Below are 25,461 nucleotides of genomic sequence, written 5' to 3' on the forward strand. Positions count from 1 at the left end.
TCTCCGTTGCTTGCTGCGACAAGTATGCAGGCCGCCGCTCACGGCATCAACTGGCCACCGTTCACCTCGTGGCCGGTGATGTAACCGCTCAGCAGGGCTGACGAGAGGAACGGCGCCGACGCAGTCCTGCGGCGTGCCGGCGCGGCCCTGCGGAATGGTGGCAACCATGGCCTGCTCCTCGGTCGAATAGCGCTCATGGAAGGCGATGGTGCCCGGCGCCACCGCGTTGACGCGAGCCGATCAGTTCCTTGGCCATGCCACGGGTGGAGACGAAGGCCTTGGCCGAGCCATAAAGCGTGCCGCGATCGGCGCCATTGCGTGCCGCGATCGACGAGGTGTTGACGATGAAGCCGCCCTGGCGCTTCAGCCATGGCATCGCCTTGCGTGATGCGGTCAGCACGGAGCGGGCGTTGAGGTCCGCGTCGCAATGCGCCTCGCTCAGTTCGGCTTAGGCACGCGGCCGAGGCGGCATTGTTGACCAGGCCATCGAGCCGGCCGAAATGTTGCGCGCTGTCCTCGACGACGCGCTCGACATCGGCAGCGATCGAGAAATCGCCCTGGACCGGGAATACCTCGCCACCGCCGTTGCGGATGGTTTTGGCCAGGTTTTCGCCGACTTGAATTGTAATGCAGCGCGACGCGGCATTTCTGCGCGGCGTAGGCCAGCGCAAGCGCCGCCCCGATTCCGGTCGCGGTGACCAGCACCGCCTTGCCGGCGAGGTCGCCAAAGTGGGGGTGACAAGCGCGGAAGTGACAGGGGTGGAGGTTACAGGGGCGGTTGTGGAGGCTGGCATTCCTCCGGGGTTGTCCTGCTCTTCGTAGGGCCTCGCCGTGCTCATGTCCGAGTCCGTAGAGGTTCAGGGCCGCAAATAGGCGTAGCCCTGGCGCTGCAATTCGGCGAGCTTGACGACGCCGCCGGTCTCGGCGGCATGGAAGCCGTCGAGCAGATCGGTGAGCGCAATGTCCATGCCCTGCATGGTATTGGCGCAAGCATGCGGGGCCAGCCCCTCGCCAACCAGACCGGAAAAACGGCTGGAAATGGCAGCCGACGCGCTCTTCGACTTGAAGGCGGCGAGTGCCGGTCCGTGCACGACCAGCACGATGTCGACCTTGCCGCCGGTGCCCTCATAGTGGTTCTTGATATTGCCAAGCACGAAGCCGACCTTGTCGAGGTCGCTGAGGTGATAGGCGACCTTTTGCCTCTCCTCTTCGACTGCCGCCGCCTTGACCTGGCGCAACCCGAGAAGACCGGCGGCTCCGGCAAGGGCCACGCGGAAAATATCGCGGCGTCGCATCATGTCGTTCTCCACTTTGTCCTGGCAAATTGCGTGGCTTCGGCCTCGATCCTAGCATAAATTGACGTTGCGTCGTGGTCGGGCGAAGAGGGGCGAGGAGGGGCACATGACATCGATGACCATTGTGGGGAAGACCACTGTGGGGAAGACCATTGTGGGCGCCGGACTTGCTGTCGCCTTGCTGGCCGCTGTCGCCAGCACGGCCCTTGCCGACGATACGCCTCAGCTCACCGAACTCAGCCCGGACGGCAAGGATGGCTGTTTCGGGCGTATCTACGATGCCGCGCATCTCAAGCTGCACCCGAACCAGAAGGTGGAACGGATTTTCTTCTACCATGGCAGCGATCCGGTGAGCCCTCCGAATGAGGAGCCGAGCAGTGGTCCATCCGGCTACAACGGTTTTCTGGCGATGACGGTGCGCGGCGCCAACAAGCCCGAATGGGTCGGCGGCTGGTGCGGCAAGGATGATCCGCAATCGGGCGAGATCCATTGCGGCATGGAATGCGACCGCACCATGGCCTTGGTGAACATCGACGAAAAAGGCCGGCTGATCGTCTCCGGCGTGCATCGCAACCTTTATCTCGATGCCGGCGCCGAGGATGAACTTGGCGAAACGGAGTTTGCCAGGCAGGCACTCGGCACGGAAGACGACGGCTTCCGGCTCGACCGCATGCCGGCGCAGACCTGCAAGGCCGAATTCGCGCGCATCGATCCGGTCGATCCGGCGCTGGGAGCACCGCTGCGCAAGCGGCTGAAACCGGACCAGCCGTTCTGCTACGGGCGCGACTACGATGCCGCGCATCTCGGCTCGCATCCCGATCAGCTTACCCACACCATCCGGGTTTTCCGGGGCCCGATCGAACTGGCCGCCTTCGCCAAGGACGGCGAGACGGCAAGCTGGCCTGATGGCGCCGAGATAGTCGTTTCCGTCACCACGCGCCAGAATGCCGTAGAGGTCACGCAGAGCTACAGTTGTGACGGCGAAGCGGACCAGTGGCGCTGTGTGGCGAGCGGAAGGACGAGCGACTTTTCCTGCGACATCGCGGCCAGGGAGATTTATCTGCGCCGCGGCGCCAACGGCACGATGATGCTGGCCAATCCCAACAGCAGCCTGTCGATCGTCGACCTGTGCTCGAAGGCGGCAGAAGGCGAGACCGCATCCGACGACAAGGTCTATCGGCTCGAGCCGATGCCGCAGGCTGCCTGCGCGCCTTGATCGGATCCTCGGATCAGAATGGCGGCGGCAGCGATCCTTCGCGCCCCCCTCTGTCCTGCCCTCTTTGCCCCTCTTGGCATCTCCCCCACGAGGGGGGAGATTGGCGGCTTCAGCGTCCCGCCCACTCTTGCACCATCAGAGATTGGCGAAAGCCGGGAAGACGGCCGATCTCCCCCCAAGTGGGGGAGATGACATATTTTGGCAAAGGGAGGGCAGGACAGAGGGGGGCGCTGTCCCGCCGGCCTAGAGGTTCTGCACCGGCTCGACGTTTTTGATGTCATGGCAGGGAAGCCGGCGTCTCTCAGGCCTCACGCGAACGGCACGGCCGTCGTGCCCCTGGGCAGTTTTGCCTCGTCGTCGGGCTCGACATGGATGGTGACGCGCACCGAGGGGATTTCTGCCTTCAGCGCATCCTCGATGCGGTCGCAGATGACGTGGCTGGCGCCCACCGACATGTCGGCGTCGACGACCAGGTGGAACTCGATGAAGGTGGCGCGGCCGGCAATCCGCGTCTTCAGATCGTGGACTTCCAGCGCGCCTTTGCAATTGGCCGAGATGACGTCGCGGATGCGCATGTGCTCCTGCGTCTCGACGGCGCGGTCCATCAGACCGTTCATCGACGAGCCGATGACGTGCCAGCCCTGCCACAGGATGTTCAGCGCAACGATGACGGCAAGAGCAGGATCGAGGACTTGCCAGCCGGTCAGCACGGCGCCGACCACACCCATGAACACGCCGACCGAGGTCGCCACGTCGGTCATGATGTGCCTGCCGTCGGCGACCAGTGCCGGTGACTTCTCGGCACGGCCGGCACGGATCAGCGTCAAGGCCCAGAAGGCGTTGATCACCGTCGCGACGCCGTTGACGGCGAGGCCGGTCCAGGGCTGGTCGAGCGGCACGGGGTGCCGCAAGGACCACCATACTTCGTTGAGGATCAGAAGGGCTGCCAGCACGATCAGCACGCCTTCCAGGACAGCCGAGAAATACTCGGCCTTGTGGTGGCCGAACGGATGATCCTGGTCGGCCGGCTTGTGGCTGACCTGGATCGCCCAATAGGCGGCGGCCGAGGCAATGACGTTGACGATCGATTCCAGCGCGTCCGAATACAGCGCCACGGAACCGGTGATATACCAGGCCGCCAGCTTCAGGCCGAGCACGACGAAAGCGACGATGATCGACCACAACGCGAGGCTGGCGACCTTGCGCTTGGCGGCGTTTTTCGAATCAATAGCGGTCATCGATTGCTTCCGGCCGCCGAAACCGGAGCTAAGCCGCCTTTTCCTTGGCCTTGCGCGGCAGATGCGCAACGATGTTCTCGATGATGCGCATGCCGGCATTGTGGCCGAGCGTCATGATCGATTCCGGGTGGAACTGAACCGCGGCGATCGGCTCCTTGCTGTGCTCGAAGGCCATGATGACGCCCTCTTCCGTCTCGGCCGTGATGACGAAGCCGTCGGGCAGGCGGACCGGATCGGCGAAGATCGAGTGATAGCGGCCGACCGTCACCTCCTTGGGCAGGCCGGAAAAGATGATGCCCGGCTTCGACACGCGGATGCGCGACGGTTTGCCATGCATCGGCACGTGCAACTGCCGCAGTTCTCCGCCATAGGCTTCGGCCAGCGCCTGCAGACCGAGGCAGACGCCGAAGATCGGCAGGTCGCGGGCGCGGGCCCGCTTGATGGTGGCGGCGCAGTCAAAATCCTTCGGCGTGCCGGGACCGGGCGACAGCACGACCAGGTTGGGTTTCAGCCGGTCGAAGACCTCGTCCGGCACAGGCGTGCGCACGGTCGAGACATTGGCGCCGGTCTGGCGGAAATAATTGGCCAGCGTGTGGACGAAGGAGTCCTCGTGGTCGACCAGCAGGATGTTGACGCCGTCGCCGACGCGCGCGGTGGCGCGTTCGGTGTCGGCGGCATTGCCTGATTTGGCGTCGCGGATGGCGGAGATCATGGCGGATGCCTTCAGTTCGGTTTCGGCTTCTTCTTCCTCGGGAATGCTGTCGAAGAGCAGCGTGGCGCCGGCGCGCACCTCGGCGATGCCGTCCTTGATGCGGATGGTGCGAAGCGTCATGCCGGTGTTCATGTCACCGTTGAAATTGACCATGCCGATCGCCCCGCCATACCAGGCGCGCGGGCTCTTCTCGTTCTGCTCGATGAAGCGCATCGCCCATAATTTCGGCGCGCCGGTGACGGTGACCGCCCAGGCATGCGACAAGAACGCGTCGAAGGCGTCCATGCCTTCGCGCAGCCGCCCCTCGATATGGTCGACGGTGTGGATCAGCCGCGAATACATCTCGATCTGGCGGCGGCCGATGACGCGCACCGAGCCCGGGTCGCAGACCCTCGACTTGTCGTTGCGGTCGACGTCGGAGCACATGGTCAGCTCGGATTCGTCCTTCTTCGAATTGAGCAGCTTCAGGATCTGCTCGCTATCGGAAATGGCGTCGCCGCCGCGCTTGATCGTGCCGGAGATCGGGCAGGTCTCGACACGGCGGCCATTGACGCGCACGAACATCTCCGGCGAGGCGCCGACCAAATATTCGCCTTCGCCGAGATTGATGAAGAAGGAATAGGGCGAGGGGTTGATGGCCTTCAGCTTGCGGGAGATGTCGGAGGGCGGCGTCTCGCAGCGCTCGTAGAACATCTGGCCGGGCACCACCTCGAACAGGTCGCCGCGCTTGAAACTCTGCATCGCCTTGCGCACCAGATTGGCATATTCGCCGGGCTCATGGTCGCCGCGCGGCGGGATGCGGTCGGCGGTCCTGAACGGCTCGACGATTTCGTCGCGCGGCAATCCCTGCGTCGAAAACCCGTCGCTGGAATAGTCGTAGCGGTCGGTCCAGGCTTTTGTCGAATAGTGGTCGACGACCAGAATCTCGTCGGGCAGGAACAGCACGAGGTCGCGCTGGCCTTGCTGGCGCTCGAGCTTGTAGTCGACCGGATCGAACTGGAAGGCGAGATCGTAGCCGAAGGCGCCGTAGAGGCCGAGATTGGCGTCTTCCTCTGTCTTGAACAGAGCGGTGATGGCGCGCAGCACGGTGAAGACGGAGGGAACGCGGCTGCGTTCTTCCTCGGTGAAGACACGGCCGGGCTTGGCCACGTCGAGGCGGATCAGTTTTTTCGACGTCTCGGCGATCGTCACCTCGTCAAGGCCGCCGAGCGCCTTGCCGACCACCGGCAGAAGCATCTCGCCGCGGCTGTTCAGCGCCTCGATGCGCATGGCGCGGCCACGCGCCGAGATCACCAGCGGCGGGTCGATGATGGCGGTGTCCCAGCGCGTATAGCGGCCGGGATATTCGTAATTCGACGAAAACACGGCGCCACGGCGCGCATTCAGCCCGTCGACATAGGCGTCGATCGCGCCTTCGTAAGGCCGGTCATGGCGCTCGCGGGTAATCGTCACGCCACCCGCCGTGACGAAGCGCTCCGCCCCGTTCTCCAGAATTTTCGTCGTCATTGCCGTCTCCATCAGCGTCTTGGCTATTTCAGCATCTTGGATATTTCAGCGTCTTGGGGGCAACGGACCCGGGGCATGGCTTTGAAAAACAAATGGCCGCCCGGACATTCCGTTGCGGCCACCTTCCATTTTTCACGCGCACGCGTTCGAACAGGCCGCTGTCAGCGAGCCCACCACCAGACGGTCTTGATCGAGCGCATGTTCATGGCGATTCCAATAGCGGCGATTGAACGGCCGCGCAACTGGATTCAATGGACGGATTCAATGAGGGGCCTGGAGAAGGGGAAGGGGTGGAGAAGGGGAGGGCATGGAGAAGGGCATGAGCCCTCAATCCTCCAGCGTTCCCGACCGTGCATCGGCGCTTTTGCTGTCGCCGACCAGCTTCAGCAGATCTTCGCCGGCGCGGATGATGCGTCGGGAACGCCGTGTCAGGATGATGCCCGCCTGCGGCGCGAACAGCTGGGTGCGGCCGCCGGCTTCACCCGGCGCATGGACGATGGTGGCGAGCAGCGCGCCTTTTGCCACACGGTCGCCGGGCTTCACGTCGTAAAGCACCGCGCCCGCCCGCGGCGCCGGCATCATGTCGATGTTTTCGAGCGGCGCAACGATTCCGGTGAAGCTGCCGGACGTGGATAAGGCCTGGTCCAGGACCACGCCGCGCGCCACCAGCAGCCGATAGAGCCCTTCGGCATCGGCGCCGGCCAGAGCGCCGTCGACATCGAGTATGCCGCGATACTCGACCGTGGTGGCGACGCGCCGGTCGAACCGCGCCACCTCTGCAGGGACCTTCAGATACGGCGTGATCGAGGCGCCTTCGAAGGTGCCGTCGGTATCTTCATCCCACAGGACCACCGCATCGACGCCCATGGCCGCCGCACAATCCGCCATGGCCGGCCACAGGCTGGTGTGGACATAGAGGTAGGCGAGGCCCTCGTCGTCGCAGTGCAGGTCGAGCACGATGTCGTGGCCGATCGACAGCTGCAGCAGCCGGCTCTTCAGCCGCTGATCGGCAGTGCCAAGCGTGGTGTCGGGCAACAATTTTACGTCAGGCGCGGCCAGCAGCGGAAAGCCGCGGTTGAAGTTGGTGCGCGTGCCCAGGTGAAAACGGCCCTGGTGCTCGCCGAAATGATACTGGGCGCGGCCGATCGGATTGGCTTGCGGCACGACGGTGATATCGCCCTTGATGCGGCGTTCGGCTTCGGCCTTTTCAAGCATCGGCATCAGCGCGTCGATGGCGACGACGCCCGGCAGTTCGCCGGCATGCAGTGCGGCCTGCAGATAGGCCGAGGATGCCGCCTTGTCCGTTCCCTCGAAGTGGAAGACCGGGAATTCGTAGCAAACGCCTTCGCTGTCGCCGGCAAGGCGCTCGATCGATTTCTGCATGATGATCCTCCAGGAAAACTCATGCCCTTTCGTCGATACGCTGTCGATTGGTCCAGCTTTTCACGCTATGGGCGCAAGGGCCTACCCGGCCGGGCGCGGTGGACATACTGGTCCTGCCCGGCCTATGCCAGCGGCTTCAACTCCTGGGCGATGGTGGGCAGAAGTTCCGAGACGTTGGGGTGGATGTGCATGGCGCGCGCCAGCGTGCTGATCGGCGCCTTGGCATACATCAGATCGAGCACGCAGTGTATCGCCTCGTCGCCGCCGGGGCCGAGCACCGAGCAGCCGAGGATTTCGTTGGTGTCGGCATCGGCCAGGATCTTCATGAAACCTCGCGTCTCGCCTTTCTCGACGGCACGGCCGACGCGTGTCATCGGGCGCTGGCCGATCAGCGCGCGGCGGCCGGACTTTCTTACCGCTGCCTCGGTCATGCCGCAGCGGCCGAGCGGCGGGTCGGTATAGAGCGCATAGGCCTCGATGCGGTCGCTCACCCTGCGCGGGTCGTTGTCGAGCAGATTGGCGGCGACGATCTCGTAGTCATTGTAGGAGGTGTGGGTGAAGGCGCCCTTGCCGTTGCAGTCGCCCATCGCCCAGATGCCGGGCACGCCGGTGCGAAGCTGGTCGTCGACGACAATGAAGCCGCGTTTGTCGACCTCGACGCCGGCGTTGGCGAGGCCGAGATCGTCGGTGTTGGGGGTCCGGCCTACTGCCAGCAGCACATGCGAGCCGACAGCCGGCGCCTTGCCGGCGGTGAAAGTCACGGCGATCTCGCTGCCCTGCCTGGCGAAGCCGATGCCGCCGGCGCCGAGATGAACCGTGATGTCTTCGTTCTCGAGGATGGACAGGATGGCGGCCGAGACATCCTCGTCCTCGCGGCCGATCAGCCGCGGGCTCTTTTCAATCACCGTGACCTGTGAACCGAAACGGCGAAACATCTGCGCGAATTCGAGCGAGACGTAGCTGCCGCCGACGACGACGAGGTGGCGCGGCAGCACGTCGAGATCCATCATCGACGAGTTGGTCAGGAACGAAATCTCGTCGACGCCCGGCAGATCAGGCACCGAGGCACGGCCGCCGGTGTTGATGAATATTTTCCCGGCGCTCAGCAGGTCGTCGCCGACGCGCACGGTATCGGCCGTCTCGAAGCGGGCATGGCCGCGATAAAGCGTGCATTTGTCCATGCCGGCAATCCAGCTTTCGAGGTTGCCGCGGGCGTCGTCCGACACCTTGTCCTTGCGGGCCTTGATCGCCGTGTAGTCGACGCCGACCGGACCGGAGAGCGTCACGCCGTAGTCGGCGGCGCGGCGGGCGAGATGCGCGGCATAGGCGCTGGCGACCATGGCCTTGGTCGGCATGCAGCCGGTGTTGACGCAGGTGCCGCCGACCAGCTTTCGCTCGATCAGCGCCACGCTCATGCCGGCCGCCGTCAGCCGGCCGGCGAGCGGCGGGCCGGCCTGGCCGGCGCCGATGATGATGGCGTCGAATGACTTTGCCGTCATGCCACCGCCGCCACGATCAGCAGACCGCCGACGATCGCCACCGCGTCCTCGATGAAGGCGGCGGGCTGGTCCTTGCCGAAAGCCAGCGCCAGGCGTTTGCGCAGTTCGGCGCCGCCCAGCGTGCCGATCACCGCGCCGATGGCGCCGGCGATCAGGCCGCCGACGGTGGCGCCGCCGGTCGCGCCGATCACCGCGCCGGTGAAGGCGCCGACAGCGATGCGCGCGCCAAACTGCTGCGGCACCTTGCGGCTCGGCGTGGACGGCAACTGGTCGGTGACCAGTTCGGCAATGGCCAGGATGGTGAAGATGCCGACGGTGATCCAGTGGCCCATGAAGCTGGCCCAGGTTCCGGCGACCGGCAGCCAGCCGAGCCAGGCGCCCCAGGCGACGGCGGCGGGCGCGGTCATGGCGCGAAGACCGGCAACGACGCCGATGAGAAGTGCAAGAATGTACAGCATGATTGGCCCCTCGATCACACGGCCTGGGACAGCCCAGCCGGGGCAGGCTAGCATAGGTTCGGCATTTGACCAGAGGCGTAGCAGGACGGATCACCGTGGCCCGAAGCGAGCGCAGGATAGAGAGCAGAGAAAAGACAGCCTGTTGGATGGCAATCGGCGTCGGCGCGGCCCCTCATCTGCCTGCCGGCATCTTCTCCCCGTATGGTGACGGGGAGAAGGGGCTGGCCGCAACCTCGGCACCCCTTTTGCAACGCTGACAGTTGGCGAAATCGTCGGAGACGGCGTCTTTCTCCCCGTCACTATACGGGGAGAAATGCCCGGCAGGGCAATGAGGGGCAGCGCCAGACCTGAAGCGATTGCCTCACCTCGGCGCCTGCGCCACGCGCTCCTGAACGTTCTTCGAGAATTCGCGCCGGTACTGCGCGGGCGTGGTCCTGAGCCGCGCCGAAAAATGCTGGCGCAGCGAGGTGGCGCTGCCGAACCCGGCCTCGAAGGCAACCGTGTCCATCGATTTTTCCGTTGCTTCCAGCAGCCGCTGCGCCAGCGCGACGCGCTGGTCGGTCAGCCAGTCGCCGAAGCTGGTGCCGATTGTTTTCTGGAAGCGGCGGGTGAATGTCCGGCGGGTGAGGCCGGCGATGTCGGCGACACTGTCGAGGCTGTGCGTCTCGTGCAACGTCTTGCGCACGGTGTCGAGAGCCTGTGCGAAGCGGTCGGCATTGCCGGTCCTGGCGATCGGGCGTTCTATGAACTGCGCCTGCCCGCCCTGACGATGAGGAGAAAGCACGATCTGCCGGGCAAGCCGGAGTGCCGCCTCCGCGCCATAGCGAGCCCGTATGATGTGGAGACAGCAGTCGAGCCCGGCGGCGACGCCGGCCGAGGTCACGACATCGCCATTGTCGATGTAGAGCACCTCCGGCTCGACGAGAATGTCGGGATAGAGGGCCTGCAGCTGGTCGGAAAAAGCCCAGTGCGTCGCGGCTCGCCGCCCCGAAAGCAGTCCGGTCGCCGCAACAGCGAACGTTCCCAAGCACAATCCGACAATCAGCGCACCGCGCCGGTGCGCGCGACGCAGCGCCTCGATCAGTGCCGCCGGCGGTGGGACTTCGAGGTTCTTCCAGCTGGGCAAGATGACGATGTCGGCGTCATCAAGCGCGGAAAGCCCGTGCGGGACGCTGATGATCAGCCCCGCATCGGTGCGGATCGGCCCGTCCTCAATCGCGCAGACCCGGAACTCGAAGCGCGGCAGGCCGAGCGTCGTGCGATCCTCTGCGAATACAAGGCACGGCACGGAGAGGTGGAACGGGCTGATGCCATCGAAGGCGATGGCGGCAACGATCGGATCGGCCATGATAAGCACCATGAGAGTTTCCGGAATGTCCCAATTATTTCGAACTATGTCAATCGGGACACTTTTGCGGCCTGATGCCGAGTCTATCCTCGACCCATCAATGTCAACGGGAAAGGAAAGCCCATGTCGGACTCAGCCAAAGGCAAAGCGCCACGCCGTGCCCTCATCGTCGTCGACGTTCAGAACGACTATGACGGCGGCAATCTCGCCATCAAGCACCCACCCTTCCGCGACACCGTCGCCAATGTGGCGCGCGCCATGGACGCGGCCGCCGAGGCAGGCGTCAAGGTGGTGGTCGTCAAGCAGTTGGCGCCGGAAACCTCACCGGTCTTCGCCAAGGGCAGTCACGGCGCCGAATTGCATCCCGAGGTCGCGAGGCGAAACCGCGACCACTACATCGAAAAGACCTTGCCAAGCGCCTTCACCGGCACCGACCTCGAGGAATGGCTGCGCGCCAACGCTATCGATACGATTACAGTCATCGGCTACATGACGCATAATTGCGATCTGTCGACGGTCATCCACGCCGTCCATATGGGCTTTGCGGTCGAGTTCCTGTCGGATGCGACGGGGTCGCTGCCCTATGCCAACAGCGCCGGCTACGCCTCGGCCGAGGACATTCATCGCGTGGTGACGGTTGTCCTGCAGTCGCGCTTCGCCGCCGTTCTCAAGACCGCCGAATGGATCGACTGCCTGAAGACCGGCGTGCTGCCCCAGCGCGATACGCCCTATGCCTCCAACCAGCGCGCGCTGGCGCGGAGCGCCGCTTAGGCGAACTTAGATGTTCAGGCGTCTCCCGCGTTCCTTAAGTAAGGACAATTGTTGAATCAGCGCCGCCCCTCATTGCCCTGCCGGGCATTTCTCCCGGTGTAGTGACGGGGAGAAAGATGCCGTCATCGCCGATTTCGCCAATCTACAGCGTTGCAGAATGCGTGCCGAGGGTGCGGCCAGCCTCTTCTCCCCGTTCACGGGGAGAAGATGCCGGCAGGCAGATGAGGGGCGGCGCCGACATTGAGAATTGGTCGACGCGCTGGTCGATCAGCCAGTCGCCGAAGCTGAGGCAAGGGTGAGGGGCAGCGAGCCCTCAGAACAGGCCTTCGATCTGGCCCATCTCGTTCAGGAATATCTTCTCCGAGGACGGCGCCTTGGGCAGGCCGGGCATGGTCATGACCTCGCCGCAGATGACGACGATGAAGCCGGCGCCGGCAGACAGCCTGACCTCGCGCACCGGCACAGTGTGGCCGGTCGGCGCGCCGCGCAGGTTCGGATCGGTCGAGAACGAATACTGCGTCTTGGCCATGCAAACCGGCAAATTGCCGTAGCCGGCGTGCTCCCAGGCGTGGAGCTGGTCGCGCACCGACTTGTCGGCGATCGCTTCGGATCCGCGATAGATGCGCTGGACGATGGTGTTGATCTTCTCGAACAGCGGCATGGCGTCGGGATAGAGCGGCGCAAACTGCGAGGAGCCGGATTCGGCCAGCGTCACCACCTTGTTGGCGAGTTCCTCGATGCCGGCCGAGCCGTGGGCCCAGTGCTTGCACAGGATCGCCTCTTCGCCCATCGAGGCGACGTAGTCCTTCATCGCCCTGATTTCAGCATCGGTATCGGAATAGAAATGGTTGATGGCGACCACCGCAGGCACGCCGAACTGCCTGACATTCTCGATGTGACGGCCGAGATTGGCGCAGCCCTTCTTGACCGCCTCGACGTTCTCCTTGCCGAGATCTTCCTTCTTGACGCCGCCATTCATCTTCATGGCGCGCACGGTGGCGACGATGACCGTGGCCGCCGGCTTCAGGCCGGCCTTGCGGCACTTGATGTCGAAGAACTTTTCGGCACCGAGATCGGCGCCGAAACCGGCTTCGGTGACGACATAGTCGGCAAGTTTTAGCGCCGTCGTGGTGGCGACGACCGAGTTGCAGCCGTGCGCGATGTTGGCGAAGGGGCCGCCATGGACGAAGGCCGGGTTGTTCTCCAGCGTCTGCACGAGGTTGGGCTGCATGGCGTCCTTGAGCAGCACGGCCATGGCGCCGTCGGCCTTGAGGTCGCGGGCATAGACGGCCGACTTGTCGCGGCGATAGGCGACGATGATGTCGCCGAGGCGCTTTTCCAAATCCTTCAGGTCGGTGGCGAGGCACAGGATCGCCATGACCTCCGAGGCGACGGTGATGTCAAAGCCGCCCTCGCGCGGAAAACCGTTGGCGACGCCGCCGAGCGAGCAAATGATCTCGCGCAGTGCGCGGTCGTTCATGTCCATGACGCGGCGCCAGACGACGCGGCGGATGTCGATGCCGAGTTCGTTGCCCCAGTAGATGTGGTTGTCGATCAGCGCCGAAAGCAAATTATGCGCCGTGGTGATGGCATGGAAATCGCCGGTGAAGTGGAGGTTCATGTCCTCCATCGGTACGACCTGCGCATAGCCGCCGCCGGCAGCGCCGCCCTTGACGCCGAAATTCGGGCCGAGCGAGGCCTCGCGGATGCAGACGATGGCCTTCTTGCCGATGCGGTTGAGACCGTCGCCGAGGCCCACCGTCGTCGTCGTCTTGCCTTCGCCGGCCGGCGTCGGGTTGATGGCGGTGACGAGGATCAGCTTGCCGTCCTTGTTTGCCTTCACCGACTTGATGAACTCGGCCGAGATCTTCGCCTTGTCGTGGCCGTAAGGCAAAAGATGCTCGCTTGGAATGCCGATCTTCTGGCCGATCGCCTGGATCTGCTTCTTGTCGGCGGCGCGCGCGATCTCGATGTCGGACTTCACTTCGGCCATGGCGGCTTTCCTCTGGATTGGACGGTGGAGGGGACGGGTTTGATCAGTGTGGTCGCAAGCCTGTTCGAAACAGCCCGGTACTGCAGGCGAGGGCACGTTCTAGCCCTGTCGCTGCCGTGGCGTCAACTTGCATGCAACTATGTTTCCTCTAGAGAAAGACGGCTCCTGGTCGACCTGACCCGGATCTTCGCGGGTTGTCGCGCCGTATAGAAGCCAGAGCACGCGCCGTCCTGCCGTCTCAAAACAGCCGCGGAATGCACGGAATGCGACAGGGTCCGAGCGCCGGTCGGCGCTTCGAGCGGTCTCGCTAGAATGCGCCGATCTGGTGCATCAGCCCCAAGCCGTCAAGCTGGCCGAAATGTTCGACCACGATGCCGTTCTCAAGCCGATCAATGTTAATCGCACCAACCGAGACGCAGTTTCCGCTCGGTGCGACGCCGTGGAAGATGCCGGTGTGCGTGCCCTGAAAGCGACCGCGCGTGACCACCTTGTCGGCATCGCTGACAAAGTCGTCGATGACGTGATGGCCGTCCGGGAAACCAACAAAGAATTCGGTCAGGGATTTTCGCCAGTCATCAAAGCCGATCGGATTGGCGCTGGCGAGGTGAACGGCGAGATCCGGAGAGACCAGACCGGCCAGTCTATCCCAGTCCCGCGCATCGATCGTGGCATAGAGATTTCGAGCAATTTCCCGGATATCCATCGCGTGTCCTCGCTGGCTGCCGCCCACGGTTGAACGACGACGAGACGATCAGGTTCCGCTCCTCGCAATGCGCAGCCGAACTGCCGCGTCAGCACGTTGCCGATCCCGACGGGGCCAGCGGTGATTCAAGCCAAGGCGTCTTTCACCAATCGCTTGCTTCACCGATCCAGGACAGACCTGACCTCGACGAGGTTCGATCGAACCCTAAGCACATAGAAACCCATCGTGGTGAGGTGGGTGGGCATGATCCAGCCATCCTCGCGGCCATTGGAGATTATCAGAGGCTGGATGGCGAGCGCTGCCTTGAGCTGGCCTTCCACGCTGTTCCACAGCGGCGTGAGGCCGCGATTGTCGAGGATCTGCTGAAAATCGTGATGCGCCGCCGTCAGGATGCCATAATAGCCGTAGAGCTGGCCGTAGGCGAACCAGAAGCGGTCGTCAGCGCGCGTGTCGAACCAGCCGCTGTTGAAGTTCTGCGAACGGTCACGGATCAGGTCCGACGTCGAGCCTATGTCACTCGCGATCCGATCGACGAACTGCAACAGATTGTCGGCGCGCGCGTTGAAGACAACCTCGCATTTCATGAGCCGGTCGTTGAAGGCGCGAAGGCTGCTCGCCGCCGTGCGATAAAAACTCGGCGTCGGGGTTTTCGGACCAAAGGGCCTGAGGCCGAAGTACCAGGTTTCCTCGTCGAAGGTGATCGCGCCGCGCGCATCCTGCAGGTTCTGGTCGATCTGGCTGGTGCCGCGGACGCGGCCCAGCGTGTCGACAAGCTCGACCGTGGTGCGCCGGATGGCCTGATTGACCCCGCGCTGGAAGGAGGCCTTGTTGTCGAGAAACGGCGTGCGGTCCCAGTCCATGCCGAAGAACCCGAGCTTGTAGAGTATCATCGACGAGATCCAGGCATTCTCGTTGACGTTGAAATCGATGAGATCGGCCGTAACCTGGACAATGGCCGAGTGGGTGCAGGTCTTGACCTCTCCCTCGACGCCAGCGGTTTCCCCGGTGGCGGAAGGAGCGGGCTGCGCCGGCGCGGTTCCGGCCGGCTGCGTGAACCTATATGCTTCCGCATAGGCGGGATTGAAATTGCTCCAAACCTGCGTGTTCCAGATGAAATAGCCGTAGAGGCCGATCAGCATGAGCAGAGCGAGGCCGAGCACCGCCTTCAGGATCCAGCCGCGCTGCGTATACCAGCGCCCGGCCCACATGAACGGCCACAGGATCACGCCGACGGCGAAGCCGATGCCGCGGCCGATCCACTGGAATATCCGTGTGAAAAAATTCACGATCGGATCAAGCATGGCGATGTCACCCCTCGTCAGTCAGCCAAGTATTCGATAAGGTTAGGCATTCAATCGGTAAGGCCGTAGAGGCGTGTGCGAAACGCCACCTTGTCTTTCAGATATGTGGTTTTCAGAACGTCCACAACATGCGATCGCCAAGCGTCGCTGAAGCCGTCACAGTCCCTGTAAAAACCCGGTTTGTTGAAGACGTAGCGCGAGACGAAGTCCTGCGGCACGAAATCCGAGATCAACTGGTTGGTCAGCCAGGCGTCGGGATGTCCGGGCTTGGCCCGGATCGTCAGGAAACGCTGCTGCGGGAACACGTCCTCGATCTTGAGATAGCCGAGGTGAGCGATCTCGCGCTTGGCGGCGTTGAGAAAGGGAAAATTTCCGTCCCTGGTGATCAGGTCGGCATGGCTGTGGATCCAGGTCTGCAGCCAGACCTTGTCGACGTCGGTCAGGTTGCGGTCGGGCTCGGCGTCGCGGATCAGCGCCCGGACCACCATTTCGGCGCGGTGCTCGAGATAGCCTGATGTTTCGATCCACGAGGCCCGCGGCAGTTCGATGCGGCCGGTCGCGGCAAGGAACTTGAACACCCTGTCGGCATCATTGATCGAGAGGTAGCTCACCTGCCACGGCCGCGAGCGGCGGAAGCCGGGTGCTGCCGGGTCGCTGATCACCGTCGTCATGTCGGGGTCGATGAACACATAGAGCCCGCCGAAATGGCTGGTCCAATAGGCGCTGTGGCGAAAGATCACCCGATCCGGCACCAGCGCGTTCTCGCGGATGTCGCCGCAGATCTTGGCAAGCTCGACCATGCGGGTGAGCATGGCGCTGTCGCGCCAGGCGTCCGGCTCCTGCTTCAACCGGTCGACGAGCTTGCCGAGTTCGGCGGCTTTGCCGAGCACGTCCTCCGCCGACAGCACCTTGAACTCGACTTGGTTGATCGACAGCAGGTCCTCGATGTCGTCGACCTTGGGGACCGAATCCTCGATCTCGCCGTAGATGACATCCTTGATAGTCAGCGCGTCGATGGCGCGCTGGTTCGTCGACATGAACTCGAACATCAGCTGCGAGGTGTTGGAAAAGGCGGTGTGGACCACCGGCAGGTCGACCTGCGACGGGGTCAGGAGGATGAAGCGGCGATTGATCTCGTTGGGATCGAGGTAGCTGTAGTCGCCGCATTCCTCGGCCACTTGCGGCGAGAAGCCGGTGCGGTCGATCTCGAAGCTCTTCAGCTTCGTCGGCTTCAGGCCGAAGGCGACCAAAGCCTTGTTGTAGCGCTGGATCAGATGTGGCTCGTCGATGGTCAGCAGCCGGCCATAGATCAGCTCGTTCTCGCGCAAAAGGTCGGACTTCCTGGCGGGGCTCATCTATCTCTTCTCCCCGTTCACGGGGAGAAGGTGCCCGAAGGGCGGATGAGGGGCGCGGGCATCCCTTCTCCCCTTGTGGGAGAAGGTGGATCGGCGCGTAGCGCCGAGACAGATGAGGGGTGCTGGACGGAGCGCCATCGGCGCCAAGCTGGAGCACCCCTCATCCGTCGCCTTCGGCGACACCTTCTCCCACAAGGGGAGAAGGGAGCGTCGGCGCGTCTCACGCATTCCACAGGCCCTTCTTCTTCAGCTCCTCGATCTCGCGGACCGCGCGGTCGCGCAGGCGGGTGTCGCGGATCATCTTGGTCACTGCGGCGTCGTCTGACTTGTCGGAATAGCGGAACTCCGAGTCGGCGTAGCGGTTGACCTCCTGCATGACCATGTCCATCGAGAACGGGCCGCGCAGTTCCTCGATCATCGCCTTCTTGTCGTCGTAGCTCTTGTGCATGAAGACTTCAGGCTTCTCGAACCATTCGTCCGGCAACTCGATGTCCATGGCGCGCATCTTGATCGCATCGGTGACATTCTTGATGGCGCGGCCGGTGAAGCGCGGCTCGGCCTCCTTGATCATGTGCAGATAGGTGCCGATGTCGGCCATCGACTTCGGCGCGCCGTTCTCCTTCATGTAGCGCTCATAGACCTTCATCAGCCCGTCTTCCCTGGGCTTCTCGTGCTCTTCATAGGCCTCCATCACCGCGCGCTGGATTTCTTGGGCGGCATAGAGCTTGTGGTCGCCGAGCGGGATCTTGTGGTTCTTGCCGGCGAGCAGCACGAAGATGTCGATATAGTCGTCGCGCGTTTGGGGCCCATCGACCAGCCAGCGGGCGCCGGCGCGTTGGCGCAGCGCGTCGTCGACGTTTTCGGGATAGTTGGAGAACATGCCGAAGGAGCAGTTGCCGCGCACCACCGTGGCCGCACCCCCGAATGCGTCCATCAGGACGCCGGTGATTTCCTGCTGGCCGGCCGAGGCGCGATCGTCGGAGCGGCGGGCCGCCACCTGGTCGATATCGTCGATGGTGCCGAAGCCGATGACGCGCGAGTTCAGCACATTGTTGATGAACTGGCGGCAGTTCTGGCCCGACTTGCCCTGGTAGGAGGAGATCTGGTCGACGCCGAAATTCTCGTAGGCGAAGGGATAGCCGGCGACCTGGCAGTAGCCGTTGACGAGACCGGCGATCATCTGGATCAGCGTCGTCTTGCCGGTGCCGGGCGCGCCGTCGCCGATGAAGGTGAACAGGAAGCCGCCGAGCTCGACAAACGGGTTCAGCTCGCGCTCGAAATCGTATGCCATCAGCATCTTGGCGAGCTTGACCGACTGGTATTTGGCGATGTGGTTGCCGACGACCTCTTCCGGCTTCTTGAAGGTCATCACCAGCGGCTTCGACCGCTTGCCCGGCGCGACGTCGAAGCCGTCGAGGGTGAAGTCGTCGACGTCGATGCGGATATGCGCATTCTCAAACGGACCAATGCCGTCGAAGCGGCCCTTTCGCGCCAAAAGCCCGTCGATGACGACACGGGCGAATGCGCGCGCCCGGGTCATCAGATCGGCGTCGTCCTTCGCGCCTGCTATCGCCCTGTCGAGGCCGGCTACGATCGATTTCACCGCGTCCTGCGGCGTGTCGAACAAAAAGTCCGGCTCGGGCGTGTCGTTCGGCGCCTCGCCGTCGCTGTCGATCAGCTGGAACAGATAGGAGGCGAGGCTGAAGGCCGAAATATAGGCCGAGGCCGACAGCAGCTTCTTGAAGGCGGCGGCCTCGTCGCCTTCGAGCGGCGCGCGGGCGTTTTTCGCCTTCAGGCTCTCGAGATCTGAGCCTTCGGCGAAGACATCGGCGATGGCCAGCGCGATCGCCAGCCCGCGCCGGGTGCGATAAAGCAGCATGTGCTGTGCAATGCTCAGCAGCTGGTCGTCGGGATGGACGGCGGCGACGGTCTTGGAAAGCTCGACCTCGCGCGTGCGGCGCACCGAGCCGACCGAGACGGTCGAGACGAAGCGGCGGTTGGTGCCGGCCAGTGCGGTACCGGATTCCCGCGACGGGTCCTCCAGCACGACGATGCGGGTGATGAAGCTCTGCGCGGTGGCGCGGTGCTTTTCGATTGCCGCTTCCGAAATCGTGGTCAGGCCGGTGTCCATGAAGGATGCTCCGCGGTTTGACTGTCAGACGTCACTGATGACCTGTCCTTTGGACAGGATGTGGACCTTGTAGCCGGAAAAGATCTTCTGCGCCTCGCCGGCGGCGTAGAGCGCCTGATAGGCCTCATGCGGGATCAGCGCGTGCTTCTCGTAGCTCGACACGCCTTGTCGCGCCGCCTCCAGATCGTCGGTGTCGATGAAGAATTCCTGCGTCGCCTTCTCGCTCGAAAACAACCCCTTGCGACCTGGCTTTTCGGATTTCGAATAAACCTCCTGGATGGTCCAGGTCAGCAGCCAGGCGTTTTCCGGCTTGCGCACCTTGTCCAGAATGTCGGTCACCGTCGAATTGTTGTCGGTGATCCCGGCCGAATAGAAAGGCCCGAGCACGACGCGGCGCAGCTGCTTGGGGTGGAGTTGCTCGAAATCCTTGTCGAGGTTGACCGCGATCGTAGCCGGCGACAGCGTATAGGCGGAGTTCTTCTCGGTGAAGTCGTCGAAGCGGTGGGCAAGCTCGGGATTTAGCAGTCCTTCAACCGGAAGCGGAATGTCGACCTTTTCGTTGAGCTTGCCATTGCGGTCGACAAGCTGCCCGATCATCTCTTCGGAGGAATCCTCGACCGTCACCATGTAGACCAGCGGCAGGTTGGCGCTGCCGTCGAAGGCTGCCCAATGGGCGAGGTAGTAAGGCCGCCTGGTCTTCGGATTGACCGAGACTTTTGCCGTCTGCGCCAAGGTGAACGGCCCGAAGGTCGTCTCGCTCCTGACGCCTTCCAGATAGAGCCGCTCGGCCATCGACTTCTGCAGCGCCTCGGGGAATTCCTTGTGGCGCAGGATGAAGTCGGCCATTTCCTCGCGCAACTCGTCGGCCAGCGGTATGTTGGCGAGACGCGTATCGGCCTGGCGGCGGTCGTTTTCAAGTTCGAGCACGTTCTGGAAGACCGGAAAGCCGCTTTCGGCGCGCGAGATGCGGAATGTCTCCATGAAGCCCAGCCGGTTGCGCCAGCAGGAAAACGAGTTGTCGAGCCGCGCAATGTATTCGGCGACGATCTTGGCGACGATGCCGTGCCGATAGAGCGGCGAGCGATCGTCGCGCATGAACACTTCGAGGCCGCTGAGTGCCGCGGTGATCGCCGAGAAATACCGCGTTGCGGCTTCGTTTTCGGGGGTCATGCAGCCAGCCCTTGGGAGATATGCAGCAATTACGACTGCACGTAGTTTGCCGCATTGTGCTTTTTCAGCACGTCGTCGAAGCGGCGGGCAAAGGCATCGTCGGCCAGCTTCTTGCGGCGCTGGATGTCGGCGGTCGCCACCATGTTCTTCTCGTGCATTTCGAGGAGATCGCCAATGTGCTTCTGCGAGGCCGCGCCGATGCCGGCCATGGTTTCCTCGGCGGTGTTGTCGACCTGGCTGCCCAGCGTGTTGATCTTGTGAGCGACGTCCTGCTGGGCGGCGGTCTTCAGCGAATCTTCCAGGGCCTTGTAGAGCACGATGCGCTGCTCGGTATCGATGGTCAGCTTGTTGATCAGCGTCGACTGCGCCGCGATCTGGTTGTTGAGCGAATCGACGAAGGTCTGGAACATCGAGGTGTAGCGCTCCAGCGTCTGGCTTTCGGCCAGCAGTTCCTGCTCCTTGGCCTGCTTCTCGTTGTACTCGGTTGCCAGTTTCGAACGCTCGCCCTCAAGCTCGGTGCGCTCCTTCTGGCTGGTCGAGGCGGCGATCTTGTTCTCGATGTCGAGCAGCATCGGATTGAGCTCCTCGATGCGCTTTTGCACGGTCTCGAGATTCGACATGGTTGCCTTGCGGCGCTCGATCACCTGCGACAGGCTGGCCTCGGAGGTCTTGTAACGCTGGTCGAGGATCTGCTTCTGCGCCTTGAGGATGCCGACGATGGTGTCGGATTTCGCCAGAAGCTCCTGCAGATTGCCGGCCAGCGACATGTTGCGGACGCGGTCGGTGCGCATGCGCTGCTTGCTCTGGTCGGAAAATATGCCGACGAAGCTTTCCCAGCCGGTGTAGTTCTTCATGCTCTCGAATTCGGCGCCGAAGACGTTGGTGGCGTCCTCCAGCCCGATGATCAGGTCGGCGATGTTGCCTTCCATCACCTTCTGCTGCTTCAGCACATCCTCGATGCGGGCGTTCTCGAGGTCGAAATTGGCGTCGCCGATCTTCCTGTCGGTCCTGGCGAGCGTGTCGAGCACGGCGCCGGACTGCTCGATCTTGGTGCGCATGTCCTGCACGACCTGATTGGTCTTGGCAATTTCGGCATCGAAATTCTGCAATGTCGCCATAGGAGCCTCCCGCTTCGGCAATTGTTCGTGTCGCGAACGCCGCGAATATATGTATGGCAAGGGGGGAAGGAAAGGCGGAAGATGCCGCGATACCTCAAACAAAACCCGACCCCATCGGCCTGCCTTCCACCGCTGGTGATTGGCGAAAAGCCGAAGCCGCACCCGATCTCCCCCCGCAAGGGCCCGCAAGGGGGGAGATCGGCAGCGTCGCCGACGGCGCTGCTCAGGCCTTGGTGAAGCCGATGAAATCGTCGGGCGCGGCGCGGCCCATTTCCTCTTCCCAATGGCGGCGGCAGAGCGAGACATAAACATCCTTGCCGATCGCCACCTGTTCGCCCTGTCTCGCCACCTTGCCGTCCGCGCCGAGGCGCACGACCATCGTCGCCTTGCGGCCGCAGCGGCAGATGGTGCGCACCTCGCGCAGATCGTCTGCTATCGCCAGGAGCGCGCGCGAGCCGGAAAACAGCTTGCCCTGGAAATCCGTGCGCAGGCCGTAGCACATCACCGGGATGTCCAGCCGGTCGGCGATGCGGGCAAGCTGCCACGCCTGCTCCTCTTCGAGGAACTGCGCCTCGTCGACGAAGACGCAATGCACGGTCGTGTGGTCGTGATGCTCGGCGACCCTGGCGAACAGGTCGTCGCCGTCGCGGAACATCTCAGCCTCCGTCTCCAGGCCGATGCGCGACGAGATCAGCCCGGTGTCGCCCTTGCGGTAGTGGCCGGCGACGAACAGCATCGTCATCATGCCGCGCTCGCGGTAATTGTAGGAGGCCTGCAGCAGCATCGTCGTCTTGCCGGCATTCATCGTCGCATAGTGGAAGTACAGCTTGGCCATGCCGCCCTTTTAAGCCGAGTTGTCCCAACGCGGGGAGGGGGCGTCCCGACGTTCCACCGGAAAAGCGCCTGGCCACCGGAAAAGCGGCGAATCTGTCGCTGGTCGGCCAGCCCGCGCCGTTGATCGCGATTGTCTTATCGCTTGAAACCGCACCAGAATGGTGTTTGGCTGACGAAACAAGGCGGAGACAAATCCGCAATTTCGCTTCGCCGACAGATCACAATGGGAGAATACAGATGTCGCGTATGAAACTACTCGCCGCCGGCTTCGGTCTGGCGGCATTTCTTTCGGCGAGCGGTGCACTCGCCGCCGAGCCGGAAAGCTGCAAGCCGGTGCGTTTTGCCGATGTCGGCTGGACCGACATCACCGCCACCACCGCTACCGCCAGCGTCATCCTCGAAGCGCTCGGCTACGAGCCCGACGTGCAGGTGCTGTCGGTTCCGGTCACCTACACCTCGCTGAAGAACAAGGACGTCGACGTCTTCCTTGGCAATTGGATGCCGACCATGGAAGCCGACATAAAACCCTATCTCGAAGACAAGTCGGTCGAGACGGTCGTGACCAACCTGGAAGGCGCGAAATATACGCTCGCCGTTCCACAGCACACCTATGATGCCGGTCTGAAGGATTTCGCCGATATCGCCAAATTCAAGGACAAGCTCGACGGCAAGATTTACGGCATCGAAGCCGGCAATGACGGCAACCGCCTGATCCTCGACATGATCGCCGCCGACAAGTTCGGCCTGAAGGATTTCGAGCTTGTCGAAAGCTCCGAAGCCGGCATGCTGTCGGCGGTGCAGAAGGCGGCCGCATCGGGCGAAGACGTGGTCTTCCTCGGCTGGGAGCCGCATCCGATGAACGCCAACATCAAGATGGCCTATCTGTCGGGTGGCGACGAGGTGTTCGGCCCGAATTTCGGCGGCGCGACCGTCGCCACCAATGTCCGGGCCGGCTACACCACCGAATGCCCGAACGTCGGCGCGCTGCTCAAGAACATGGTGTTCTCGCTCAAGATGGAAAACGAGATCATGGGTGCGATCCTCAATGACGGCGCCGACCCGAAAGCCGCGGCCACCGAATGGCTCAAGGCCAATCCGGACGCGATGACGCCATGGCTCGCCGGCGTGACGACCTTCGACGGCGGCGACGCCGCGGCCGCGGTGAAAACCGCACTGGGTTCGTAGCAAACTTACACCTCCCCCGTGTGGGAGGTTCGGCGCGGCACGCGCCGCGGTTGGGATGGTTCGGAACGGAGCATAACCGTGACCATCCCACCCGGCTCGGCTGCGCGGTTCGGCCCACCCCGTCAGGGGAGAGGTGAAGAAGAATGAGGGGACATTTGCCATGGATCCGGTTTCGCAACTGATTTCGAGCTTCAAGATCCCGATCGGGCGGTGGGGCAAGACCTTCTTCGACTTTCTGACCACCAATTTCGAGTGGTTTTTCGACAGTATCGCCGACGGGCTCACCGTCGTTCTCGACGGGCTCGTCGATCTTTTGCTGCTCGTCCCCCCGGTCCTCCTGGTCGCCGCCATAGCCGGGCTTGCCTGGTACCTGCAGAAATCATGGAAGCTGGCGCTTGCCGTCGCGCTCGGCCTGCTCTTCATCGTCAACCAGGATCTCTGGCAGGAAACCGTCGAGACGCTGGTGTTGGTCGTGGGCGCCGCTGCGGCCTCGATGGCCATCGGCGTGCCGATCGGCATCTGGGCGGCGCATAACGAGCGCGGCTACCGCTATCTCCAGCCGGTCCTCGACCTGATGCAGACCATGCCGACCTTCGTCTACCTGATCCCGGTGCTCATTCTCTTCGGCCTCGGCATCGCACCCGGCCTCATCGTCACCGTCATCTTCGCCGCTCCCGCGCCGATCCGCCTGACGCATCTCGGCATCACCTCGGTGCCGAAACCGATGATCGAGGCCGGCGAAGCCTTCGGCGCGACGAAACGCCAGCTGCTGTGGAAAGTCGAGCTGCCGGCGGCGCTGCCGACCATCATGGCGGGCCTGACGCAGTGCATCATGCTCTGCCTCTCCATGGTGGTGATCGCTGCGCTCATCGGCGCCAACGGCCTGGGCAAGCCGGTGGTGCGCGCGCTGAACTCGGTCAACATCCCGCTCGGCCTCGAAGCCGGCCTCGCCATCGTCGTGCTCGCCATCATCCTCGACCGCATCAGCCGCATCGGCACGGGAGCCGCCAAATGAGCGCTGCGGTCGATTTCAAGAATGTCGACATCGTCTTCGGCGCGGCGCGCAAGGAAGCGCTGGCGCTCGTCGACAGGGGCGCAACGCGTCAGGAAATTTTGGAGAAGACCGGCGCCGTGCTCGGCTGCGCCGGTGCCAATTTGACCGTCAACGAGGGCGAGATTTCCGTCCTGATGGGCCTCTCCGGCTCCGGCAAATCGACGCTGCTGCGCGCCGTCAACCTGCTCAACGTGCCGGCGCGCGGCAACGTCATGGTCAAGGACGGCGACCGCATGGTCGATGTCGCAACCTGCGACGCCGCCACGCTGCGCCACATCCGACAGACGCGGGTCGCCATGGTGTTTCAGCAGTTCGGCCTTCTGCCCTGGCGCACCGTCGCGGAAAATGTCGGCTTTGGGCTCGAGCTTTCCGGCGTGCCCGAAGCCGAGCGCAAGGCGCGCGTCGACCGCCAGTTGAAGCTCGTCGGCCTCGACCAGTGGGCGTCGAAATACGCCCACGAGCTTTCCGGCGGCATGCAGCAGCGCGTCGGGCTGGCGCGCGCGTTTGCCACCGAAGCGCCGATCCTGCTGATGGACGAGCCGTTCTCGGCGCTCGACCCGCTGATCCGGACCAAGCTGCAGGACGAATTGCTGCAGCTTCAGGCCGAGCTGAAGAAGACCATCGTCTTCGTCAGCCACGATCTCGAGGAGGCGCTGAAGATCGGCAGCCACATCACCATCATGGAAGGCGGGCGCATCGTGCAGACCGGCGCGCCGGAAGACATCGTGCTGCGCCCCGCCAACGACTATGTCCGCGACTTCATCGCCAATGTGAATCCGCTCTCGGTGCTGACTGCCTGGAACGTGATGCGCGACCGCCGTGATCTCGACCACGGCGAGGACGGCTGGGTGTGGCTCGACCGCCGCAAGACGACGCGTTTCAAGATCGATGAGCACGGGCTGGTGGCGGCGGCCGAGCGCGATGGCAAGCCGGCGTTCTGGGTGTCGTGCGCCGATGTCGAGGCGCAGCCGGAGGAGACGACGCAGGTATTCTGGGCCAATCCCGGCACCTCGCTGAAGACGGTGATGCTGGCCATGCACCGCTCGCAGACCGCACCGGTGGCGCTGTTCGACGACCAGTCGCGCTTCGTCGGCGCCATCGGCATCAGGGATGTGTTGTCGGCGGTGTTGCGGCGGTAGCTATTTCTAAACGAAACGGCCCGTATCGTTTCTTCGCGGTCTCTGCGCGGCT

Annotated in this window: 20 protein-coding genes and 1 pseudogene; 5 read left to right on the top strand and 16 right to left on the bottom strand. The window is 63.5% G+C overall.

The features are described from left to right. Positions 1 to 38: 38 nt before the first annotated feature. Together AC0L3D_RS05265 and AC0L3D_RS05270 are read right to left on the bottom strand one after the other, a co-directional pair. A pseudogene (locus AC0L3D_RS05265) lies at positions 39 to 705 on the bottom strand (SDR family NAD(P)-dependent oxidoreductase). A gap of 152 nt (positions 706 to 857) precedes the next feature. Beyond that, positions 858 to 1,295, bottom strand: a complete 438-nt coding sequence (locus AC0L3D_RS05270) for a DsrE family protein (protein ID WP_473643388.1) — start codon at positions 1,293 to 1,295, stop codon at positions 858 to 860. A gap of 106 nt (positions 1,296 to 1,401) precedes the next feature. On the opposite strand from AC0L3D_RS05270, the gene AC0L3D_RS05275 reads away from it, so the two are divergent. After that, positions 1,402 to 2,511 (top strand): hypothetical protein, encoded by a 1,110-nt coding sequence (locus AC0L3D_RS05275; protein ID WP_473643355.1) that lies wholly within the window; start codon positions 1,402 to 1,404, stop codon positions 2,509 to 2,511. A 308-nt stretch (positions 2,512 to 2,819) separates the two neighbouring features. Here AC0L3D_RS05275 and AC0L3D_RS05280 read toward each other — a convergent pair whose 3' ends face one another. The 6 genes from AC0L3D_RS05280 to AC0L3D_RS05305 all read right to left on the bottom strand — a co-directional run bounded on the left by AC0L3D_RS05280 (position 2,820) and on the right by AC0L3D_RS05305 (position 10,655). After that, a complete protein-coding gene (locus tag AC0L3D_RS05280) occupies positions 2,820 to 3,749 on the bottom strand; it encodes a cation diffusion facilitator family transporter (protein WP_473643357.1) in 930 nt (309 codons plus the stop codon). Positions 3,750 to 3,777: 28 nt separating this feature from the next. Next, a complete protein-coding gene (locus AC0L3D_RS05285) occupies positions 3,778 to 5,967 on the bottom strand; it encodes an anthranilate synthase (RefSeq protein WP_473643359.1) in 2,190 nt (729 codons plus the stop codon). Positions 5,968 to 6,294: 327 nt separating this feature from the next. Then, positions 6,295 to 7,350, bottom strand: a complete 1,056-nt coding sequence (locus AC0L3D_RS05290; protein WP_473643360.1) for a M14 family metallopeptidase — start codon at positions 7,348 to 7,350, stop codon at positions 6,295 to 6,297. A 122-nt stretch (positions 7,351 to 7,472) separates the two neighbouring features. Further along, entirely contained in the window at positions 7,473 to 8,849 is a 1,377-nt protein-coding gene (locus AC0L3D_RS05295) for an FAD-containing oxidoreductase (protein ID WP_473643362.1), read from the bottom strand. After that, positions 8,846 to 9,307: a membrane protein gene (locus AC0L3D_RS05300; protein ID WP_023797878.1), complete on the bottom strand. Its 462-nt coding sequence runs from the start codon at positions 9,305 to 9,307 to the stop codon at positions 8,846 to 8,848. Before AC0L3D_RS05300 ends, AC0L3D_RS05295 begins: the two co-directional genes overlap by 4 nt. Positions 9,308 to 9,668: 361 nt before the next feature. After that, positions 9,669 to 10,655, bottom strand: coding sequence for a helix-turn-helix domain-containing protein (locus tag AC0L3D_RS05305; RefSeq protein ID WP_473643390.1), 987 nt, complete (start codon positions 10,653 to 10,655; stop codon positions 9,669 to 9,671). Positions 10,656 to 10,778: 123 nt separating this feature from the next. Between AC0L3D_RS05305 and AC0L3D_RS05310 the strand changes: the two genes are divergently transcribed. Next, positions 10,779 to 11,426: a cysteine hydrolase family protein gene (locus tag AC0L3D_RS05310; protein ID WP_473643364.1), complete on the top strand. Its 648-nt coding sequence runs from the start codon at positions 10,779 to 10,781 to the stop codon at positions 11,424 to 11,426. A 313-nt stretch (positions 11,427 to 11,739) separates the two neighbouring features. Here the strand turns inward: AC0L3D_RS05310 and AC0L3D_RS05315 are convergent, their stop codons facing one another. The 8 genes from AC0L3D_RS05315 to AC0L3D_RS05350 form a co-directional block, all read right to left on the bottom strand. Beyond that, a complete protein-coding gene (locus tag AC0L3D_RS05315) occupies positions 11,740 to 13,419 on the bottom strand; it encodes a formate--tetrahydrofolate ligase (RefSeq protein ID WP_023799967.1) in 1,680 nt (559 codons plus the stop codon). Positions 13,420 to 13,726: 307 nt separating this feature from the next. Continuing rightward, a complete protein-coding gene (locus AC0L3D_RS05320; protein WP_473643365.1) occupies positions 13,727 to 14,149 on the bottom strand; it encodes an ester cyclase in 423 nt (140 codons plus the stop codon). 131 nt (positions 14,150 to 14,280) lie between these two features. Continuing rightward, entirely contained in the window at positions 14,281 to 15,423 is a 1,143-nt protein-coding gene (locus AC0L3D_RS05325) for a DUF2333 family protein (protein ID WP_473643367.1), read from the bottom strand. Between the two features lie 50 nt (positions 15,424 to 15,473). Continuing rightward, positions 15,474 to 16,778, bottom strand: coding sequence for a DUF6638 family protein (locus AC0L3D_RS05330; protein ID WP_473643369.1), 1,305 nt, complete (start codon positions 16,776 to 16,778; stop codon positions 15,474 to 15,476). A gap of 220 nt (positions 16,779 to 16,998) precedes the next feature. Continuing rightward, positions 16,999 to 18,909: an AAA family ATPase gene (locus tag AC0L3D_RS05335; RefSeq protein ID WP_287260205.1), complete on the bottom strand. Its 1,911-nt coding sequence runs from the start codon at positions 18,907 to 18,909 to the stop codon at positions 16,999 to 17,001. A gap of 24 nt (positions 18,910 to 18,933) precedes the next feature. Further along, entirely contained in the window at positions 18,934 to 20,079 is a 1,146-nt protein-coding gene (locus AC0L3D_RS05340; protein WP_027151017.1) for a hypothetical protein, read from the bottom strand. Between the two features lie 29 nt (positions 20,080 to 20,108). Further along, positions 20,109 to 21,197 carry a hypothetical protein gene (locus AC0L3D_RS05345; protein ID WP_023799959.1) on the bottom strand — a complete coding sequence of 363 codons (1,089 nt, stop codon included), beginning with the start codon at positions 21,195 to 21,197 and terminating at the stop codon, positions 20,109 to 20,111. A 223-nt stretch (positions 21,198 to 21,420) separates the two neighbouring features. Further along, positions 21,421 to 22,032, bottom strand: coding sequence for a thymidine kinase (locus AC0L3D_RS05350; protein WP_287375412.1), 612 nt, complete (start codon positions 22,030 to 22,032; stop codon positions 21,421 to 21,423). 236 nt (positions 22,033 to 22,268) lie between these two features. Here AC0L3D_RS05350 and AC0L3D_RS05355 point away from each other — a divergent pair, with 236 nt between their 5' ends. From AC0L3D_RS05355 to choV, 3 genes are all read left to right on the top strand, one after another. Then, entirely contained in the window at positions 22,269 to 23,216 is a 948-nt protein-coding gene (locus AC0L3D_RS05355) for a choline ABC transporter substrate-binding protein (RefSeq protein ID WP_023799957.1), read from the top strand. A 160-nt stretch (positions 23,217 to 23,376) separates the two neighbouring features. Next, on the top strand, positions 23,377 to 24,231 hold the full coding sequence (gene choW, locus AC0L3D_RS05360; RefSeq protein ID WP_023799956.1) for a choline ABC transporter permease subunit: 855 nt from the start codon (positions 23,377 to 23,379) through the stop codon (positions 24,229 to 24,231). Next, positions 24,228 to 25,409 carry a choline ABC transporter ATP-binding protein gene (choV, locus tag AC0L3D_RS05365; RefSeq protein ID WP_023799955.1) on the top strand — a complete coding sequence of 394 codons (1,182 nt, stop codon included), beginning with the start codon at positions 24,228 to 24,230 and terminating at the stop codon, positions 25,407 to 25,409. Before choW ends, choV begins: the two co-directional genes overlap by 4 nt. Positions 25,410 to 25,461: the final 52 nt, after the last annotated feature.

Source organism: Mesorhizobium sp. WSM4837, from assembly GCF_055811435.1.

Bases quoted from the DNA above. Each gene is read 5' to 3' on its own strand.
- AC0L3D_RS05270 (WP_473643388.1), bottom strand. From the start codon at position 1,295: ATGCGACGCCGCGATATTTTCCGCGTGGCCCTTGCCGGAGCCGCCGGT.
- AC0L3D_RS05275 (WP_473643355.1), top strand. From the start codon at position 1,402: ATGACATCGATGACCATTGTGGGGAAGACCACTGTGGGGAAGACCATT.
- AC0L3D_RS05280 (WP_473643357.1), bottom strand. From the start codon at position 3,749: ATGACCGCTATTGATTCGAAAAACGCCGCCAAGCGCAAGGTCGCCAGC.
- AC0L3D_RS05285 (WP_473643359.1), bottom strand. From the start codon at position 5,967: ATGACGACGAAAATTCTGGAGAACGGGGCGGAGCGCTTCGTCACGGCG.
- AC0L3D_RS05290 (WP_473643360.1), bottom strand. From the start codon at position 7,350: ATGCAGAAATCGATCGAGCGCCTTGCCGGCGACAGCGAAGGCGTTTGC.
- AC0L3D_RS05295 (WP_473643362.1), bottom strand. From the start codon at position 8,849: ATGACGGCAAAGTCATTCGACGCCATCATCATCGGCGCCGGCCAGGCC.
- AC0L3D_RS05300 (WP_023797878.1), bottom strand. From the start codon at position 9,307: ATGCTGTACATTCTTGCACTTCTCATCGGCGTCGTTGCCGGTCTTCGC.
- AC0L3D_RS05305 (WP_473643390.1), bottom strand. From the start codon at position 10,655: ATGGCCGATCCGATCGTTGCCGCCATCGCCTTCGATGGCATCAGCCCG.
- AC0L3D_RS05310 (WP_473643364.1), top strand. From the start codon at position 10,779: ATGTCGGACTCAGCCAAAGGCAAAGCGCCACGCCGTGCCCTCATCGTC.
- AC0L3D_RS05315 (WP_023799967.1), bottom strand. From the start codon at position 13,419: ATGGCCGAAGTGAAGTCCGACATCGAGATCGCGCGCGCCGCCGACAAG.
- AC0L3D_RS05325 (WP_473643367.1), bottom strand. From the start codon at position 15,423: ATGCTTGATCCGATCGTGAATTTTTTCACACGGATATTCCAGTGGATC.
- AC0L3D_RS05330 (WP_473643369.1), bottom strand. From the start codon at position 16,778: ATGAGCCCCGCCAGGAAGTCCGACCTTTTGCGCGAGAACGAGCTGATC.
- AC0L3D_RS05335 (WP_287260205.1), bottom strand. From the start codon at position 18,909: ATGGACACCGGCCTGACCACGATTTCGGAAGCGGCAATCGAAAAGCAC.
- AC0L3D_RS05340 (WP_027151017.1), bottom strand. From the start codon at position 20,079: ATGACCCCCGAAAACGAAGCCGCAACGCGGTATTTCTCGGCGATCACC.
- AC0L3D_RS05345 (WP_023799959.1), bottom strand. From the start codon at position 21,197: ATGGCGACATTGCAGAATTTCGATGCCGAAATTGCCAAGACCAATCAG.
- AC0L3D_RS05350 (WP_287375412.1), bottom strand. From the start codon at position 22,032: ATGGCCAAGCTGTACTTCCACTATGCGACGATGAATGCCGGCAAGACG.
- AC0L3D_RS05355 (WP_023799957.1), top strand. From the start codon at position 22,269: ATGTCGCGTATGAAACTACTCGCCGCCGGCTTCGGTCTGGCGGCATTT.
- choW (WP_023799956.1), top strand. From the start codon at position 23,377: ATGGATCCGGTTTCGCAACTGATTTCGAGCTTCAAGATCCCGATCGGG.
- choV (WP_023799955.1), top strand. From the start codon at position 24,228: ATGAGCGCTGCGGTCGATTTCAAGAATGTCGACATCGTCTTCGGCGCG.